Below are 17006 nucleotides of genomic sequence, written 5' to 3' on the forward strand. Positions count from 1 at the left end.
TTTTCTTTTTTTGGCCGGCGAGCGCGCCGACCCAATGACGAGACACACGATGGATTCCTTCGACTTCGATACCCTGGCGGTGCGCGCGGGCACGCAACGCTCCGAGTTTGGTGAACACTCCGAGGCGCTGTACCTGACCTCGAGCTTCGTTTTCAAGAGTGCGGCCGAGGCTGCCGAGCGCTTCGCGCACTCGGAAGAGGGCTTCACGTACTCGCGCTTCACCAACCCGACCGTATCGATGTTCCAGGACCGTCTGGCCGCGCTCGAAGGTGGTGAGGCGTGCATGGCGACGGCCTCGGGCATGAGCGCCATCGTGTCCGTGGTGATGACCGCGCTCTCGGCGGGCGATCACCTCGTCAGTTCGCAAAGCATTTTCGGCTCGACGCTGAACGTCTTCTCGACGATCTTCAGCCGCTTCGGTGTCGAGACGACGTTCGTCGATCCGACCGATCTCGACGCATGGCGTGCCGCGATCCGTCCGAACACGAAGATGTTCTTCCTGGAAACGCCGTCCAACCCGCTCACCGACATTGCCGACATCGAAGCGATCGGCAAGATCGCGAAAGAAGCGGGTGCACTGTTCGTCGTTGACAACTGTTTCTGTACGCCGGTGTTGCAGCGTCCGATCGAGTACGGCGCGGACGTGGTGGTGCACTCGGCCACGAAGTACCTCGACGGTCAGGGGCGCGTGCTGGGCGGCGCCATCGTCGGCAAGAAGGACTTCATCATGGGCAAGATCTTCACGTTCGTGCGCAGCGCCGGCCCGACGCTCTCGGCGTTCAACGCCTGGGTGTTGCTCAAGGGGCTGGAGACGTTGTCGTTGCGCGTGGAGAAGCAATCGGCCAATGCGCTCGAACTGGCACAGTGGCTTGAGCAGCAGCCGCAGGTCGGTCGCGTGTTTTATCCGGGCCTGCCGTCGCACCCGCAGTACGAACTGGCGAAGCGTCAGCAAAAGTCGGGCGGCGCTATCGTCGCCTTCGAACTCAAGGGCGCGACGCCTGCCGAGCAACGCGAGAACGCCTGGCGCGTGATCGACAGCACGCGTGTGTGCTCGATCACGGGCAACCTCGGCGATACGCGCACGACCATCACGCACCCGGCGAGCACCACGCACGGCCGTATCACGCCGGAAGCGCGCGCTGCAGCGGGCATTACCGAAGGGCTGATCCGTCTGGCGGTCGGTCTGGAGTCGCCGGCCGACATTCAGGCTGATCTGGCACGCGGTTTCAAGTCATGAGCCAATTCTGGAGTGCCGGCGTCGCCGATCTGACGCCCTATGTCCCCGGTGAGCAGCCGCAGATGCAGCGCCTCATCAAGCTCAACACCAACGAGAATCCGTACGGTCCGTCGCCACGCGTCGTCGCTGCCATTCGCGAGGCGCTCGGTGCCGATGCCGATGCGCTCAAGCTGTACCCCGATCCCGACGCCCGCCGTTTCAAGCAGGCGATTGCTACGCGCTTCGGCCTCGACGTCGCCAACGTGCACGTGGGCAACGGTTCGGACGAAGTGCTGGCGAACGTGTTCCAGGGCTTGCTGAAACACGACAAGCCGATTCTGTACCCGGACATCACCTACAGCTTCTATCCCGTGTATTGCGGGCTGTATGGCGTGGCGTTCGAAACCGTGCCGCTCACCGACACGTTCGAGATTGCCGTCGACGATTACCTCAAGCCGAACGGCGGCATCATCTTCCCGAATCCGAATGCCCCGACGGGACGCGTGCTGGCGTCTGGCGAGATCGAACGTCTGCTCGCAGGCAATCCGGGCTCGGTGGTCGTCATCGACGAGGCGTATATCGACTTCGGTGGCGAGACGGCGGCCGGTCTGATCGCGAAGTACCCTAACCTGCTGGTCGTGCAGACCCTGTCGAAGTCACGTTCGTTGGCGGGGTTGCGTCTGGGTTTCGCCATCGGGCACAAGGATCTGATCGAAGCGCTGGAGCGTGTGAAGAACAGCTTCAACTCGTACCCGCTCGATCGTCTTGCACAGGCGGCGGGCGTGGCGGCCATCGAAGACGAAGCGTATTTCGACGAGACGCGTCGTGCGGTCATCGAAAGCCGTGAAGCCTTGACGTCGCGACTGACGGCGCTCGGTTTCGAAGTGCTGCCGTCGAAGGCGAACTTCGTGTTCGTGCGTCACCCGGCACACGATGCGGCGCAACTGGCCGCAGCGCTGCGTGAGCGCTCGATCATCGTGCGTCACTTCAAGCATGCGCGCATCGCGCAGTTCCTGCGGGTTACGGTGGGAACGGAAGCGGAATGCGTGGCACTCTCCGATGCGCTGAGCGCATTGCTTGGGGCGACCTGACCCACGTCGCGCAGCACAAGACATCAGTGCTTCCTCTGCGCGGAGTGACGTGGATTCGCCACTCCGCAGCACGCGATCGTCGGTCGTTGATCATCTTCATCGAGGGGTTCATCCGCGTAGTCTCGTGCCGGCAGAATTCGGCAACGACGGTCCACCCTGTCAGTTGGCAAGGGAAAGTCTTGCCGCTCAGGGCAGATATCGACTCAGTCGTGTGAGTGCCGGTTCGACACCGAACGACCGGGCGGTCGTCAGCAGCTTCCCATCGGGTTGAATCGCGAGGCTTCGCATCATGACCAACAGGTCGCCGGCGGGCGGTGGTGCCGCCGACGGTGCCCGCGAGTACGAGTTTCCCGTCGGCCTGAACGACAATCTGGCTGACGTTCCAATGCCGCAGTGCCGGATAGTCACTCGAAAAATCGAGTGGCGCATGGCCGCCTGTGCCGAAAGGGGGATCCAGATTCGCGGCGGCATCGAAGCAGGAGATGCCCGATCTGTCGCGGGTGTACATCCGGCCGTCGGGCAGGGCTGCGAAAGCGGATGCCACGCCGAATCCGGCGTCGGGCTGCCCGTTGCGATGTGGTGGCGTCATGATTGCGTTCCTTGTGGACGGCCCTTCCGACGATGTTGCCTCGTAGGCCATGCGGGCAGGATCGCGAAACGTGTGATGCGCGACAACTGTCAACCTTGTCAGTTGTCGCCCGTAAATCCCGCTGCAAAAATCCCCCCTGTGAGGTGAAGTTCGCCTTCCTTGTCAGCGAAACCGCACGAAATGGGGGATCTCGTCATGAGGCGTTCTCTGGTGAACCAATGTAGCGTCGTGTTGTTTGTGTGCTTGCTGAGCGCCTGCATGTCTGTGCCTACGCGAACGGTAGGCGGCCAATCGCCGGGCGTATCTGCACCACGCGATATCAAGAGCCTGCACACGCGGGGGTTGGAGACGATCGTCGAGCTTTACGTCTATTACAACTCGACCGTGATGGATTGCGGTGGTCCTCAGCTTCCGGCCGTGCTATGCAGCGGCGTGCCGATTCGCGCCACGCAGAACGTGCCCGATGGCACGCCGTGGGAGCCGAGCGCGTCGTCGATCGAGAGCGGGGGGACGTCGTTCTCCTGGCTGCGTCAGGACGCGAACTTCTCGCTGATTCCGATTAGTCGCACCAACGGCTTCATCTTCTATCCCAGGATGCGCACGCCGACGGACAAGATCGGCAACATCGAAGTGCTTTGCGGGTTTTCGATGGATGGGCTGACGTCTTACCGGGATGAGCAGGGATGTGGCGAGTCGAAGGCGTATCCGGTGGAGAGTCGTCCATGCGACATCGTGGGGGTGACGACCGCGGCGCAATGGTTTGCGATGTGGGATGCCGCGTTCGACAAGATGTCGCAGGTGTGCGGCTTCAATCTTCGGGAAAGTGCCAGAGATCAGGCAGACCGGTTCGTGCAGGTGATCCTGGCGAAGCACATGATTCCGGATTGGGCCTGGGTTCAGTGGAATGAACTGCGCCTGGCCACGTGGGCGCAGGGGGTTGGCAAGGACCTGCCTATCATCGCGTTCTTCTATGGCGATGGCAATGCGGATGGGCTCGCCAGTGCCCGCGCGGATCAGCAGAAGTACTTCGATCTTTATGCGCAGGCCATCCCGATCGTTCGCATTGCATTGCCGGCGGCGAAGGGAGGTCGCGCCCAGTTTTCCTACAGCGATGACGATCAGGCGGTACACGAGAAGGTGGCGCGCAGGTAATGGGGAAAAAGCAAAGAGCCGCCGGAAGGGGCGCGCGAGCAGGACGATAGGGGGTGGGGGTGTGCTGCCGACGGGCGGTGCGGGGCCGGGACCGGTGCGCAACATTGCACCGGTCCCTGTTGCCCTCGTCGGTATCTGTGCCTTGCGACGAGAACACGACCCGACATGTCGCGTAACACCCGCCAGTGTGGCGATCAGTGCCCGTGTGCCATGTCGAGTGACGTCAACGTTGTCGAACGTGAGCGGGCGATGATCGCCAGTTGCAGTGCGAAACCTGCCGTCATTGCGAACAGGCACGCCTTCACGCCGAACGCGGCCGCGATCCACGCGCCGACGAAGGCGCCGAGCGGGCGCGCTCCGAACGTGGCTGTCATCGTGACGGCCGACACGCGCGCGATCAACTCGCCGGGCGTGACGATCTGGCGTAGCGATGTCGTGGAGATCGTCCAGACGATCGGGCCGAAACCGAAGAGGAAGAAGGCGGCGAACACAACGGCATATAACGCGAAGCTTGCCGTGCCGGTCCGCGCAAATGCGGTCGTCGATGCCATCAGCACTGCCGCGAGCGCGGCGCAGGCCGGGCCGAGCAGGATCTGCAGACCGAAGCGCAAGCGCTGCGCAATGCGTGCGTAACCCACCGCACCGCACACCATGCCAAAGCCGTACACGCCGAGCGCGGCGCCAACGCCGCGTGCCGAGAAGGCCAGCGTGTCGATCGCGTAAAACGCGAAGACCGAAAGCAGCAGATACCAGGACGTGTTGAACACGAAAGCGGTCGTCACGATCGAGCGCAGATGGGTATGGCTCACGATGAAGCGAATGCCTTCGCCGAGTTCGTGGATGAAATGGCGGCGCGACGCCGCCCGTGGCACCTCCATCGGCAGGCGTGACAACCAGAACGCGCTGCCCAGCGACAACGCGAAGGCAGTGGCAAATGCGACCTTGCCCGACGCCACGCCGGCGAGCACACCGCCAATCGCCGGGCCTGCGGTGAACGCGATGCTGCGCGCGGTTTCCAGACGCCGATTCGCGGCGAGCAAATGCGAGGGACCGACCAGCGTCGCGACGAGCGACGGCGCGGCGGCACCGAAGACGACCGTTCCCGTCGCCATGGCGAAGCCCATTGCACCCAGCGCCGTCAGCGTCAACCAATGCGCTTGCAGCAACGCAAAGAGCATCAGCAACGCCATGGCACGCAGCAACTCCGTCGCGATCATGAGCGGTTTGCGCCGGTAGCGGTCGGCAAGCACTCCCGCCGGCAGTGAAAGGAGGAGGAACGGTAATGTCGTGGCGGCTTGCAGCGATGCGGTCTGTTCCGCCGAGGCGTTCAGCGCGATGACGGCAATAATCGGAATCACGGCCAGCGTCATCTGCTCGCTGAATTGTGCCGCGAGATTCGCCCGCGATAGCGACGTGATGACGGATGTGATCGACATGGGACTCCCTTCGGGAACGTTATTTCGAAGGGAGTCTAGGGCAGGCGTGATGCGGCGGCGCTCCGTTTCTTGCTATTGAATTCGCGAGCCGTGGCCGCTCACGCGAAGCGACCTGCCGGACGGTCGCATCAGCCCTTGTTCAAGGATGCCGACGCCGATACCGATGGCAGATAGGGGCGGCCATTAATGCGTCGCGGTACCGGAACGAACGCCTCGCTCAGCAGATCTTGCGACGCGTCGTAATACGGCGTTTCGATATCGAGCAATCCGAGCATCGTGTGTTCCAGACGGTCGGTCTGATACGGACGCGCTTCCCATGCGGTGCGCGTCTGCGCACGGGGCGTATCGCGCTGCCACACCAGCATCGGGATCTCGTAGCCGGACGCGTCGGATACCGATTGCCCGGCATGATTGCGGGTGTGACCGACTTCCTGTGCATGGTCCGAACTGAACAGCAGGCTGGCATCGGATTGCGGCGATGTCGCCATGGTCTTGCGAATCAGATTGGAGACCACGTAATCGTTGTAAGCGATGGCATTGTCGTAGTCGTTGCGTGCATGACGCACCCAGAGCGAGCGTCCCTGCGCTTCGAGGTTCGCCATCACGCTGTCGTCGGTATTGTCGAAGCGGGCAAATTCGTCTGGGTACCGCATGTCGTAGGTCGGATGCGCGCCGAGCAGATGCACGATGATCAGCTTGCGTTGCGCATCGCCTGCCAGTGCGGCCTCGAAGTCCGGCAGCAGGTTGCCGTCCAGATTGTTCTCGCCGCGACCGGCCCCCTTGTTGATGAACACCCGCTCATCGGCACGGTTGGCCACCAGCCCCAGCCAGCCGTCGTTGGGCACCTGATTCGAGATCCAGTACGTACGATACCCCGCAGCCTTGGCCAGCATGACGAGGTCGGGCTGACGTGTCCAGGCATCGGGATCGTCGAGGCTTGCGGGGGTGAGCATCTTCATGAGCGAGGCCATCGTCGCCGGCTCGGACGACACCACGTCGTGGAATACCGTCAGATCGTCGCGCAACGAGCCGAGCATCGGCGTGGTGTTGCGCGGGTAACCGTAGATCGACATGTTGTTGCGGTTCAGGCTCTCGCCGATGACCCAGACGACCGTCTTGCGCGCCGGCCCGCGGTACTGCACTTGCCATTCGTCCGGCTTCGCCATGCTGTGCTCAAGCGTGCGTTGCAATTCGTCGGCATGCGCGAGTTGTCCCTTGTAATCGAAGTAGCGAATCGGCCAGTAAAGCAGCGGGTTTTCCTTGGCCATCGTCGGATTCAGATGCAACGCGAGAAAACCGGTGAAGAGCGTGGCCACGGCGACCTTGCTGCGGCGGCGCAGCGGTGCAGACGGCTGCGTCGCTTCCCGGCGTGTCAGTCGGCGCTCAAGCGCCACGACACCCGTCATGAGGACGGCAAATACCGCGCTGGCCTCAGCCACGTCGCGCCAGTTGTGGCGGAAGAATTCGCCGGTCTCCGACGCATTCGTGTTGAACACCGCCTGCAACACCAGCAGGTGGTTGGGACGCAGGCCGAAGTAGTCGCGAAGGAACCCTTTGGTGGCTGCGTCAAGGAAGAAGACGGCGATCACGCTGAGCGTCGTCGCGCTCAGCCAGGCGGGACGCGCGCCGAGCAACAGGCACAACCCGGCGAGGCCGGGCAGCGCGGTCGCCATGATCGCCGCGCTCTTGCCGTACTCGCTCGCACTGATCATGCCCAGCGCCCAGAACGCTGCAAGCCCGCCCAGTCCGAGGCACAGACGGTAAAGAAGTGATTTCAAGGTGGAGATCCCCCAATGCTGCTGGCACGTCGAGGCATGCCTGTCGATAATTACTGTCGGGCGGTGGCTATGACACATCGCTCGATCGATGCGATTCGACCAGAGATTGGGAGATTGGTGTCGCTACTGCCTAAATTTTGGGACGAACGACAGTCGGTATTCAGTAATTTCTTAGGAACCCCTAGCGTTGGCCGTCAATGCAGCCGGGCGCCATTGGGCACCGTGCGCTCCACGCCGGCCAGCACGATGGCCCCGGTGGCATCCGCGAACCCCGTCACCAGGACTTCCGAGACGACGCCTGCAATGCGCTTCGGCGCGAAGTTGCACACGCACAGCACTTGTCGGCCCACGAGGCTCTCCGGTGTGTAGTGCACCGTGATCTGCGCGCTCGACGTTTTCACCCCCAGTTCCCCGAGATCCACTGCCAGCACATAAGCGGGCTTCCTTGCCTTTTCGTTGATGCGAGCCGCGACGACGGTGCCCACGCGCAACTCGATCTTCTCGAAGTCTTGCCATTCGATAGGGGTTGCCGCGTCTGTCTTGTCGCTGAAATCCGTCATGTCTTGCTCCCTTGCCTTGCCGATCAATGATTTAGCGGCGAGCGTAACCCGCGACTGGCCCGGCAGGCTTGTGAAATACGGCAGGCGGCGGATGGGAGTTGGCAGATGAGGAAGGGCTGGCGGCGGTGGCGCAGCAGTGTCAGCCGCCCATGCCCTGCGCGATTCGCACCCGGCGCCACGCCGCAGGCGTCAGTCCGTAATGCTGGCGAAACGCGTGGGTGAGGGCGCTCTGGTCGTTGAAGCCGACGTCGAGCGCGATGTCGGCAAGCGGGGTGTCGACCGTCAGCAGCATCGAGGCAGCGCGGGCGAGCCGCAAACGCATGAGGTGCCGATGAGGGGTTTCGCCCGTCATCGCGACGAAGCAGTCGTGAAAGTGCCGCACGCTCATGCCGGCTTCCCGGGCGAGCGTTGCCGTATCCAGCGGGGTGGCCAGATCGGCTTGCAGTCTCGCGTCGACCTGCGTCAGATCCAGTCGAAGCGTTCGCGACGCATGGCGCACCGGGGTCAGCCGCGCGACCAGCGCTTCCAGCCATTCGCGTACCACAGGATCGTCGGCGTCGAGCGCGCGCCCGGTTTTGACGCTGTCGCTCACCCGGTTGGCCAGCGCGAGCAGCGACGCATCGAGCGCAAAGAACGCCTCATGGGCGAACGCGCGCGCCGTGCCCGTCTCCCGAGCGATGTTCGCGGGCACGTCGAGCACGACCTGCCGGTTCGGCCCGTCGCCCCGGTAGTCGTGACGCACGCCTGCCGGAATCACCACGCCGTTACGCGCGCCGACACGCCCGTAGGTCGTGGCATCGCCGTCGAGCGAGAGCGACATGCGTCCTGATAGCCCGATCACGACCTGATGAAAGTCGTGTGTGTCGGTGCTATCGGTCGGACGGTACTCGCGCAGCTCTAGGCGCGTGGCGGCGGTGGACATGACAAATGAAAAACGCTCGTTGGCGGACCGCGCTCACCTTCATCACCGTTTCGGTGCTTCCGGAGCATAAGGCCGCCAAGGTGCATGACTTCAGGTTATGAAAAAACGCGCAAAGCTATCCCGGATTGATTGGTTCGGCCGCGCAGAACGGGTCGCTACACTGGGTCTTCAGTGGCCGGAGTGTTCCCGGCCGGCACCGCGAAGGTGGGGGGGCGTGAGGCCCGGCGACTACGCGATGCGCTTCGATTCCACAGGGCCAGCGGCCCGTCTTTGGCAGGGAAGTATGACATACGCCGTTACGATCTCGGGCAGCCCGTCGGCCGCCTCGCGCAGCGCCCGGTTGCTGCGTTTCGTCGAATCCGAACTGACTGCGTCCGGCATCGAAGTCCGCCGCATCGACATTCGGGCATTGTCGCCGGCTGCGCTGCTCGCCGCCGACACATCGCACGACGACCTGCGCCACGCGCTCGCCCAAGTGGCCGGCGCACAAGCGGTGGTGGTTGCGACGCCCGTGTACAAGGCGGCTTACAGCGGCCTGCTGAAGGCCTTTCTCGACGTGCTGCCGCAAGACGGCCTGGCCGACAAGCTCATTGCGCCGTTCGCCACCGGTGGCAGTCCGGCGCACCTGCTCGCACTCGACTACGCGCTCAAGCCCGTACTCTCCGCGTTGGGTGCGCAACACATTCTGCGCGGCGTGTTCGCCGTCGACCAGCAGGTGCCGAAGGAAGAGGGCGCCACGCTGGATGCCGCGATTGCCGAGCGTCTGAAGGCGAGCGTCGATCAGCTCTCGCAGTGGCTGCACGAGCGCGAAGTGATTCGTCAGTGGCCGGCCAGGGTTGCGCAGGGCCATCGTGCCGTGCGCGCCACGCTCGCTGCCTGATCGCCGGAGTCCGTTCGTATGCAAGTGTTCTGGTTCATTCCCACGCATGGCGACACCCGTTATCTCGGCACGTCCGACGGCGGGCGCGTGTTCGATTTCGATTACGCGCGGCAGATCGCGAGCGCGGTCGATTCGCTCGGTTACGAAGGTGTGTTGCTGCCCACGGGACGTTCGTGCGAAGACGCCTGGGTGACGGCGTCGAGCCTGATCGGCGCAACGCGCAACCTGAAGTTTCTCGTTGCCATTCGCCCCGGGATTGTCTCGCCTGCGTTGACGGCGCGCATGGCTTCGACGTTCGATCGTCTGTCGGGGGGCAGGCTGTTGATCAACGTCGTGACAGGGGGCGACGCGGGCGAACTCGAAGGTGACGGCTTCTTTGCCGATCATGCCGAACGCTACGCGGTGACCGACGAGTTTCTGCGCATCTGGCGCGGCATCTTCGAGAAGTCGCACACCGGGGAAAGTGTCGATTTCGAAGGCGAACATCTCAAGGCCAAGGGCGCCAAACTGTTCTTCCCGCCGGTGCAGGCGCCGCATCCGCCGCTGTATTTCGGCGGCTCGTCGGAAGCGGCGCGCCAGATTGCCGCCGAGCAGCTCGACGTCTATCTGACGTGGGGCGAACCGCTGGCCGATGTGGCAGAAAAGATCGCCGACGTACGCGCACGTGCCGCGAAGCTGGGCCGGACGTTGCGCTTCGGTTTGCGTTTGCACGTGATCGTTCGCGAGACCGAGGACGAAGCATGGCGAGCCGCCGATTCGCTCATCAGAAAGCTCGACGACGAGACCATCGCCCGTGTGCAGACGCAGTTCGCGAAGATGGATTCGGAAGGGCAGCGGCGCATGGCGGCGCTGCATGGCGGACGTCGCGACAAGCTCGTGATCGCACCGAACCTGTGGGCCGGCGTGGGGCTGGTGCGCGGGGGAGCGGGTACGGCGCTCGTGGGCGATGGCCCGACCGTGGCCGAGCGGCTGCGCGAGTACGCCGATCTGGGCATCGACACCTTCATTCTGTCGGGTTATCCGCATCTCGAAGAGGCCTATCGCTTCGCCGAACTGGTGTTCCCGCATCTGCCGGACCGGGTGCGCGCGAAGCTTGGCAATGTCGCGCTGTCAGGTCCCATCGGCGAAGTCATGGCCAACAACATCGTGCCGCGGGCATCGCAGAGCTGAGGGATCTGAATGCTCGTGTTCAGCCTCAAGCCGGTTTCGCGCCGATCTCATGTCCGATGTCGATAGCCGCATCGGATGCCCCGGCATCGCAACGCATTGACTTCACTTTGACTGGAACGCAAACGGGGCCGTAGCGCCCCGGGGGAAATTCGCATGACCCAACCTACGACAACGACCCTGACCGATGTGGCTTCGGTTGCCACACGCGCCACACGCCCGCCCGGCGCGTTGCCACATTACTGGCGCACGCTGGCCCGCCGTCTCGCGCCGTGGGCCGTGCCCATCGTGCTCTTCGCGCTCTGGCAACTGGCTGCCGAGCAAGGCTGGCTGTCCACGCGTGTGCTGCCCGCGCCGTCCGCGGTCGTGGAAGCGGCCTGGCAACTCGCCGTCACTGGCCAGATCTGGCGCGACATCGGCGTGTCGACCGGACGCGCCGTGATCGGCTTCATTATCGGTGGCGGGCTCGGATTGCTGCTCGGCATGCTCACCGGCCTGTCGCGTGTGGCCGAAACGGCGCTCGATTCGTCGTTCCAGATGCTGCGCAACATTCCGCATCTGGCGCTGATCCCGCTCGTGATCCTGTGGTTTGGCATCGACGAAAAGGCCAAGCTGTTCCTCGTCTCCATCGGGGTGTTCTTCCCGATGTATCTCAATACGTATGCCGGCATTCGCGCCGTTGATCCGGCGCTGGTCGAAATGGCGCGCAGCTACGGCTTGCGCGGCTGGGCACTGTACCGCGATGTGATTCTGCCCGGCGCGTTGCCGTCGATTCTCGTGGGCGTGCGCTTCTCGCTGGGGCTGATGTGGGTGACGCTGATCGTCGCGGAAACCATTTCGGCGCAATCGGGCATCGGCTATCTGACGATGAACGCACGCGAGTTCCTGCAAACCGACATCGTGCTCGTGGGGATCTTGCTCTACGCGCTGCTGGGCAAGCTGGCCGACGTGCTGGCCAAGGAACTGGAATTTCGCTGGTTGCGCTGGCATCCGGCCTTTCAACGAGGAGCCGCCGCATGAGCGCACAACAACTGGCCCCGGTCGCGGGCGCCGACATCGAAGCCGAATGGACCGCCGAGCAGCGTGCCACGGCAAGCCCCCGCAAGCTGGCGCTCGATCCGCAGGCCGATCCGTTCGGCACGCAACTGCCTGTGGGGATCCCTGCCGGCGCGCCGCGTGCGGCAGCGGGGACGAATCTTAAAGTGGTGCGTCCGGTGAGTGACGCGAGTGGTGCAAGTGCGGCAAGTTCTGCAACGGCGTCGGACGGCCTGCGTATCGAGTCGGTCGGCAAGCGTTACGGCGAGCGTTCGGTGCTGTCGGACTTTTCGCTGGCGATTCCACGCGGCGGCTTTGCCGCCATCGTGGGGCGCAGCGGCTGCGGCAAGTCGACGCTGCTTCGCCTGATCGCCGGCCTGGAGTCGCCGGATGCGGGACGCATCGCGCTCGACGGCCATGCGCTCGGCGGCGCATCGGGCAAGGCCGCAGCGCCCATCACGACGCGCATCATGTTTCAGGACGCACGTCTGCTGCCGTGGCGCACGGTCATCGAGAACGTGGCCATCGGCTTGCCGAAGTCATCGCACGCGCAAGCACTGGAAGTGCTGCGCGAAGTGGGCCTCGCCGAGCGCGCCAACGATTGGCCGAGCCGCCTGTCGGGCGGCCAGCGTCAACGGGTGGCATTGGCACGTGCGCTGGTGCACCAGCCGGATCTGTTGCTGCTCGACGAACCGCTCGGCGCGCTCGACGCGCTTACGCGCATCGAAATGCACGCGTTGATCGAACGCCTCTGGCGCGCACATGGGTTCACGGCATTGCTCGTCACGCACGATGTGCAGGAGGCCGTCGCGCTGGCCGATCGCGTGGTGCTCATCGAACAGGGGCAACTGGGGTTGGATCAGGCGGTGTCGCTGTCGCGTCCGCGTGCACGCGGCAGTGTCGAATTCGCCGGCCTCGAAGCGCAGGTGCTCGCTCGTGTGCTGCAAACCGAGGTGGCGCCGTCCTCGCATACGACTCCTGCCGAGCCGTTGTGGCCGGCGGCGACCGTACGCTGGGCCATCTGATCCTCATCTGGCCCGAGGGGGCGCGTCACCGGCTTTTCCAAACGTTTTCCATTGCTATTCAGCGCCATTGCGCATTTTTGAACCGATCTTACGAACACAGGAGTTCACCATGGGTATCACTGCTATCAACGTCCGCAACCAGTTCAAGGGCCGTATTCGCGAAATCCTGCGCGGTCCCGTGCTCTCCGAAGTCGATGTCGAGACGCCGAGCGGCATCGTGACGTCGGTCATCACCACGCGCTCGATCGACGAGTTGCGTCTCGATGTCGGCTCCGAAGTCGTGGCCCTGGTCAAGGCCACCGAAGTGTCGCTTGCCAAGCTCTAAGCCCACCGTCTGTCACGTCGCTGGCCCCGTGTCAGCGCCCCGTTTTCCTGAGCTGGACGCCTGCATCGGACGCGCGCGGGGGCGACCGTCCGATGCACGTAGCAGGAAATTCCGAGTCCCGGCTAGGACTGTGCCGCGAATGCACGCACTCGGCTGATATAATGACGGCTTCCGAATGTTGGCGACCCGCCTGCGCGAGACCCTCCGCTGCGGGCGTTTTTGTTTGTCGCCGACGCGATGCACCGAAGCCAAACCATGACCACTGTCCGCACCCGCTTTGCGCCTAGCCCGACCGGTTTCATCCATCTGGGCAATATCCGTTCCGCTCTCTATCCGTGGGCCTTCGCGCGTCACAACCACGGCGCGTTCGTTCTGCGCATCGAGGACACCGATCTCGAGCGTTCGTCGCAGGAAGCCGTGGAGGTCATTCTGGAAGGCATGGAATGGCTCGGTCTCGACTACGACGAAGGGCCGTTCTATCAGATGCAGCGCATGGATCGCTATCGCGAGGTGCTCGAGCAACTGAAGGCGGGCGGTCACGTCTATCCGTGCTACATGAGCGTGGAAGAACTCGATGCCCTGCGCGAGCAGCAGCGTGAGCGTGGCGAGAAGCCGCGTTACGACGGCCGCTGGCGTCCGGAGCCGGGCAAGGTGCTGCCCGAACCGCCGGCAGGCGTGCAGCCGGTGCTGCGCTTCAAGAACCCGCTCACGGGCAGCGTGGTGTGGGAAGACGCCGTCAAGGGCCGTATCGAGATCTCGAACGAAGAGCTCGACGATCTCGTGATCGCGCGCCCGGACGGCACGCCGACGTATAACTTCTGCGTGGTCGTCGACGACATCGACATGGACATCACGCACGTGATCCGCGGCGACGATCACGTGAACAACACGCCGCGTCAGATCAACATCTTCGAAGCGCTCGGCAAGCAGCCGCCGGTCTACGCACACTTGCCCACGGTGCTCAACGAGCAGGGCGAGAAGATGTCCAAGCGTAACGGCGCGATGAGCGTCGTGCAGTATCGCGAAGAAGGGTATCTGCCGGAAGCCGTGGTGAACTATCTGGCGCGTCTGGGCTGGGCTCACGGCGACGCGGAAGTGTTCTCGCGCGAGCAGTTCGTGACGTGGTTCGATCTGGAGCATCTGGGCAAGTCGCCGGCACAGCACAATCCGGAAAAGCTGCTGTGGCTGAACAACCAGTATCTGAAGCAGGCGGACAATGACCGTCTGGCCGGGCTGACCGAGCCGTTCCTGCAAAAGGCTGGCGTCTCGATCGATGGCGGCCCGTCGCTCGCGGGTGTCGTCGGTCTGTTCAAGGATCGTGCGAACACGATCAAGGACATCGCCGCGAGCGCCGAGATGTTCTATCGTCAGCCGACGCCGTCGGCCGAAGATGTGGCACAGCATCTGACCGATGCGGCCCGTGTGGCGGTGAAGGATCTGGCCGCCGCCCTTGCGGCGCTGCCCGAGTGGAAGAAGGAAGCCATCTCGCCCGCGTTCAAGGCCACGCTCGCGCAGCACGGCATGAAGATGCCGCAACTCGCGATGCCGGTGCGCCTGCTCGTGGTTGGCACGACCCACACCCCGGCGATCGACGCCGTGCTCGAACTGCTGGGCCGCGATACGGTGCTGGCACGTCTGGGCGCCTGATCGCGTCCGCCGGAACCGCTGGAATTTCCGGCGCTGCCAACGGTGGCGCCAGGAACGAAAAACCCCGGGATGCTTGCGCATCGCCGGGGTTTTTTCGCATGGGGCGCAGCAGGCGCGGCTCCCCGTGTGTTCGCTTACGCTTGCGGATCGGCTTCGGCGTTCAGCGAGAGGGTCTTGCCGGATTTGGCCGACGGCGTCGGACGCTTGGTGAGCGAATAGGCGTCGAGCAGTTTGACCATGGACGCGTAGATCTTCGGGTTGCCCGCGAGGATTTCGCCTTCGAACAGGAAGTTCGATTCGCCCGTGTAGTTACCGACCAGACCGCCGGCTTCGGTGATCAGCAGGCTGCCTGCGGCCATGTCCCACGGATTCAGGCCTTGCTCGAAGAAGCCGTCCATGCGGCCGGCGGCCACGTTCGCCAGATCCAGTGCTGCGGCACCCGGGCGACGAATGCCGGCGCAGTGTTCCGTCATCGTGCCGAACATCTTCAGATAGTTATCTACGCCTTGCAGATCGCGGAACGGGAAGCCCGTGCCGATCAGGCCGTCGGCCAGACGATCACGACGCGAGACACGGATACGCTTGCCGTCGAGGAACGCACCACGGCCACGCGAGGCGGTGAAGAGTTCGTTGCGGGTCGGGTCGTAGACCACGGCTTGCGAGACGACGCCCTTGTGGGCGAGGGCAATCGACGTGCAGTAGTAGGGCAGGCCGTGAATGAAGTTGGTGGTGCCATCCAGCGGATCGATGATCCACTGGTATTCCGAGCCGGAATTGCCATGCTCTTCGCCCGATTCTTCGGCGAGGATGGCGTGGTCGGGATAGGCCAACAAGAGAACTTCGATGATCGCTTGCTCAGCCGCTTTGTCCACTTCCGTCACGAAGTCGTTGTGCTGCTTCTTGCTGACCTTGACGGTATCGATATCGAGGGAGGCCCGGCTGATGATGTGGCCGGCGCGGCGCGCGGCCTTCACCGCGATATTGAGCATGGGATGCTGCATGACAGATTCCTGTTAAGGCCATCGCCGACGATACGTACGGCCCCCGTTGGGCCGGTCGTCGAACAAGGCGGACAAAGCGAACGAATTGAGCAAGAGCGATGCCCGACAAGCGCCGCGCACGGAGGGTGGCGGCTCGATTGCAGGGCGAAAACGCGTATTTTAGCAAAAACACAGGCGGCGCGCTCTGGAAACTGTACGTTCTGACCCCTTTTATGTTGCTTAAGGCAGTATCAAGGCAGTTTCGATACGTTTCGATGAGCCGCGTTATCATCTCGCTTTCCACGCTAGGCTTTTCACCATCCGTCGTCTCATGTCCCAGTCTGCTGCTGCCTCCCCGTCGTCCGTGTTCGATCAAGTGCGTTTCGTGCTCAACGAGACGAGCCATCCCGGTAACGTCGGATCGGCGGCACGGGCGATCAAGACGATGGGCTTCGGACGACTGGTGCTCGCCGCGCCGCGTGCAGGGGCCGAAGTCCTGCGTGACCCTGAAGCGGTGGCGCTGGCGAGCGGGGCAGACGACGTGCTCGCGAACGCACTCGTCGTGCCGGATCTTGCGGCCGCATTGCAGGGCGTGAGCTGGGCGGTGGCGCTCTCCGCGCGCTCGCGTGAGTACGGTCCGCCCAATGCCGAGCCGCGCGAGAGTGCGGCCATCGCCGTGCAACACGCCGGGCAGGGCGACGCCGTCGCGTTCGTCTTTGGCAGCGAGCGCACCGGTTTGTCGAACGCCGATGTGGAGCGTTGCAATGCGCTCGTGCATATTCCGGCCAATCCCGTCTACAGCTCGCTCAATCTCTCGCAAGCGGTGCAACTCATCGCGTGGGAGATGCGCATGGCGTGTCTGTCCCATGAACGCGGCGACATCGCGAGCGTCGCCGCAGCAGTGACACCATCGCCTTCGGCTGCGACCGCCGAAGCGCTCGCCACGCGTGACGATGTTGAAGGCATGCTTACGCATCTGGAGCGGGCACTGGTCGATCTCGATTTCCTCGATCCGGACAATCCCAAGAAGCTCATGACGCGCCTGCGCCGTCTCTTCGCCAAGAGTCATCTGGAGCGCGAGGAGGTCAACATTCTGCGGGGCATTGCGAAGCACATTCTGGAGCGCAAGGTTCGCCGTTGACGGCGAAAAAGCGAGGAGAAAGCGGGCTGAGGAAAAATCCCATACAATCTTCAGTCACAAGC

General features: G+C 63.7%; 15 protein-coding genes. 10 read left to right on the plus strand and 5 right to left on the minus strand.

Annotation, left to right across the window (positions count from 1 at the left end; translation table 11 throughout):
• The first annotated feature begins 49 nt into the window (after nucleotides 1-49).
• From PCA20602_RS12760 to PCA20602_RS12770, 3 genes are all read left to right on the plus strand, one after another.
• Nucleotides 50-1237, plus strand: coding sequence for an O-succinylhomoserine sulfhydrylase (locus PCA20602_RS12760; RefSeq protein ID WP_069345093.1), 1188 nt, complete (start codon nucleotides 50-52; stop codon nucleotides 1235-1237).
• Nucleotides 1234-2307 carry a histidinol-phosphate transaminase gene (hisC, locus tag PCA20602_RS12765; RefSeq protein WP_150721537.1) on the plus strand — a complete coding sequence of 358 codons (1074 nt, stop codon included), beginning with the start codon at nucleotides 1234-1236 and terminating at the stop codon, nucleotides 2305-2307. Before PCA20602_RS12760 ends, hisC begins: the two co-directional genes overlap by 4 nt.
• Before the next feature lie 847 nt (nucleotides 2308-3154).
• Entirely contained in the window at nucleotides 3155-4048 is an 894-nt protein-coding gene (locus tag PCA20602_RS12770; protein ID WP_150721538.1) for a hypothetical protein, read from the plus strand.
• A gap of 194 nt (nucleotides 4049-4242) precedes the next feature.
• Here PCA20602_RS12770 and PCA20602_RS12775 read toward each other — a convergent pair whose 3' ends face one another.
• The 4 genes from PCA20602_RS12775 to PCA20602_RS12790 all read right to left on the minus strand — a co-directional run bounded on the left by PCA20602_RS12775 (nucleotide 4243) and on the right by PCA20602_RS12790 (nucleotide 8744).
• Nucleotides 4243-5484, minus strand: a complete 1242-nt coding sequence (locus PCA20602_RS12775; protein WP_150721539.1) for an MFS transporter — start codon at nucleotides 5482-5484, stop codon at nucleotides 4243-4245.
• 128 nt (nucleotides 5485-5612) lie between these two features.
• Nucleotides 5613-7262 (minus strand): phosphoethanolamine transferase, encoded by a 1650-nt coding sequence (locus tag PCA20602_RS12780; protein ID WP_150721540.1) that lies wholly within the window; start codon nucleotides 7260-7262, stop codon nucleotides 5613-5615.
• A gap of 194 nt (nucleotides 7263-7456) precedes the next feature.
• Nucleotides 7457-7822, minus strand: a complete 366-nt coding sequence (locus PCA20602_RS12785; protein ID WP_150721541.1) for a tRNA-binding protein — start codon at nucleotides 7820-7822, stop codon at nucleotides 7457-7459.
• Between the two features lie 139 nt (nucleotides 7823-7961).
• Nucleotides 7962-8744 carry an AraC family transcriptional regulator gene (locus PCA20602_RS12790; RefSeq protein ID WP_150721542.1) on the minus strand — a complete coding sequence of 261 codons (783 nt, stop codon included), beginning with the start codon at nucleotides 8742-8744 and terminating at the stop codon, nucleotides 7962-7964.
• 283 nt (nucleotides 8745-9027) lie between these two features.
• Here PCA20602_RS12790 and ssuE point away from each other — a divergent pair, with 283 nt between their 5' ends.
• From ssuE to gltX, 6 genes are all read left to right on the plus strand, one after another.
• Nucleotides 9028-9624 carry an NADPH-dependent FMN reductase gene (ssuE, locus tag PCA20602_RS12795; RefSeq protein WP_150721543.1) on the plus strand — a complete coding sequence of 199 codons (597 nt, stop codon included), beginning with the start codon at nucleotides 9028-9030 and terminating at the stop codon, nucleotides 9622-9624.
• Between the two features lie 18 nt (nucleotides 9625-9642).
• Nucleotides 9643-10794 (plus strand): FMNH2-dependent alkanesulfonate monooxygenase, encoded by a 1152-nt coding sequence (ssuD, locus tag PCA20602_RS12800; protein ID WP_150721544.1) that lies wholly within the window; start codon nucleotides 9643-9645, stop codon nucleotides 10792-10794.
• Between the two features lie 153 nt (nucleotides 10795-10947).
• Nucleotides 10948-11811 carry an aliphatic sulfonate ABC transporter permease SsuC gene (ssuC, locus tag PCA20602_RS12805; protein WP_150721545.1) on the plus strand — a complete coding sequence of 288 codons (864 nt, stop codon included), beginning with the start codon at nucleotides 10948-10950 and terminating at the stop codon, nucleotides 11809-11811.
• Entirely contained in the window at nucleotides 11808-12851 is a 1044-nt protein-coding gene (locus tag PCA20602_RS12810; protein ID WP_150721546.1) for an ATP-binding cassette domain-containing protein, read from the plus strand. The genes ssuC and PCA20602_RS12810 overlap by 4 nt, the downstream gene beginning before the upstream one ends.
• Before the next feature lie 109 nt (nucleotides 12852-12960).
• Complete coding sequence (locus PCA20602_RS12815; protein WP_010807342.1) at nucleotides 12961-13176, plus strand: TOBE domain-containing protein; 216 nt, start codon at nucleotides 12961-12963, stop codon at nucleotides 13174-13176.
• A gap of 255 nt (nucleotides 13177-13431) precedes the next feature.
• Nucleotides 13432-14823 carry a glutamate--tRNA ligase gene (gltX, locus tag PCA20602_RS12820; protein WP_150721547.1) on the plus strand — a complete coding sequence of 464 codons (1392 nt, stop codon included), beginning with the start codon at nucleotides 13432-13434 and terminating at the stop codon, nucleotides 14821-14823.
• A 134-nt stretch (nucleotides 14824-14957) separates the two neighbouring features.
• Here the strand turns inward: gltX and PCA20602_RS12825 are convergent, their stop codons facing one another.
• Complete coding sequence (locus tag PCA20602_RS12825; RefSeq protein ID WP_174981064.1) at nucleotides 14958-15824, minus strand: inositol monophosphatase family protein; 867 nt, start codon at nucleotides 15822-15824, stop codon at nucleotides 14958-14960.
• A 310-nt stretch (nucleotides 15825-16134) separates the two neighbouring features.
• Here PCA20602_RS12825 and PCA20602_RS12830 point away from each other — a divergent pair, with 310 nt between their 5' ends.
• Nucleotides 16135-16944, plus strand: coding sequence for an RNA methyltransferase (locus PCA20602_RS12830; RefSeq protein ID WP_150721548.1), 810 nt, complete (start codon nucleotides 16135-16137; stop codon nucleotides 16942-16944).
• The last annotated feature ends 62 nt before the right edge of the window (nucleotides 16945-17006 follow it).

Source organism: Pandoraea capi (genome assembly GCF_902459735.1).
GTDB lineage: Bacteria > Pseudomonadota > Gammaproteobacteria > Burkholderiales > Burkholderiaceae > Pandoraea > Pandoraea capi.

What these genes read in the sequence shown, in the direction of transcription:
- PCA20602_RS12760 (WP_069345093.1), top strand. Translation starts at nt 50, where the DNA reads ATGGATTCCTTCGACTTCGATACCCTGGCGGTGCGCGCGGGCACGCAA.
- hisC (WP_150721537.1), top strand. Translation starts at nt 1,234, where the DNA reads ATGAGCCAATTCTGGAGTGCCGGCGTCGCCGATCTGACGCCCTATGTC.
- PCA20602_RS12770 (WP_150721538.1), top strand. Translation starts at nt 3,155, where the DNA reads ATGTCTGTGCCTACGCGAACGGTAGGCGGCCAATCGCCGGGCGTATCT.
- PCA20602_RS12775 (WP_150721539.1), bottom strand. Translation starts at nt 5,484, where the DNA reads ATGTCGATCACATCCGTCATCACGTCGCTATCGCGGGCGAATCTCGCG.
- PCA20602_RS12785 (WP_150721541.1), bottom strand. Translation starts at nt 7,822, where the DNA reads ATGACGGATTTCAGCGACAAGACAGACGCGGCAACCCCTATCGAATGG.
- PCA20602_RS12790 (WP_150721542.1), bottom strand. Translation starts at nt 8,744, where the DNA reads ATGTCCACCGCCGCCACGCGCCTAGAGCTGCGCGAGTACCGTCCGACC.
- ssuE (WP_150721543.1), top strand. Translation starts at nt 9,028, where the DNA reads ATGACATACGCCGTTACGATCTCGGGCAGCCCGTCGGCCGCCTCGCGC.
- ssuD (WP_150721544.1), top strand. Translation starts at nt 9,643, where the DNA reads ATGCAAGTGTTCTGGTTCATTCCCACGCATGGCGACACCCGTTATCTC.
- ssuC (WP_150721545.1), top strand. Translation starts at nt 10,948, where the DNA reads ATGACCCAACCTACGACAACGACCCTGACCGATGTGGCTTCGGTTGCC.
- PCA20602_RS12810 (WP_150721546.1), top strand. Translation starts at nt 11,808, where the DNA reads ATGAGCGCACAACAACTGGCCCCGGTCGCGGGCGCCGACATCGAAGCC.
- PCA20602_RS12815 (WP_010807342.1), top strand. Translation starts at nt 12,961, where the DNA reads ATGGGTATCACTGCTATCAACGTCCGCAACCAGTTCAAGGGCCGTATT.
- gltX (WP_150721547.1), top strand. Translation starts at nt 13,432, where the DNA reads ATGACCACTGTCCGCACCCGCTTTGCGCCTAGCCCGACCGGTTTCATC.
- PCA20602_RS12825 (WP_174981064.1), bottom strand. Translation starts at nt 15,824, where the DNA reads ATGCAGCATCCCATGCTCAATATCGCGGTGAAGGCCGCGCGCCGCGCC.
- PCA20602_RS12830 (WP_150721548.1), top strand. Translation starts at nt 16,135, where the DNA reads ATGTCCCAGTCTGCTGCTGCCTCCCCGTCGTCCGTGTTCGATCAAGTG.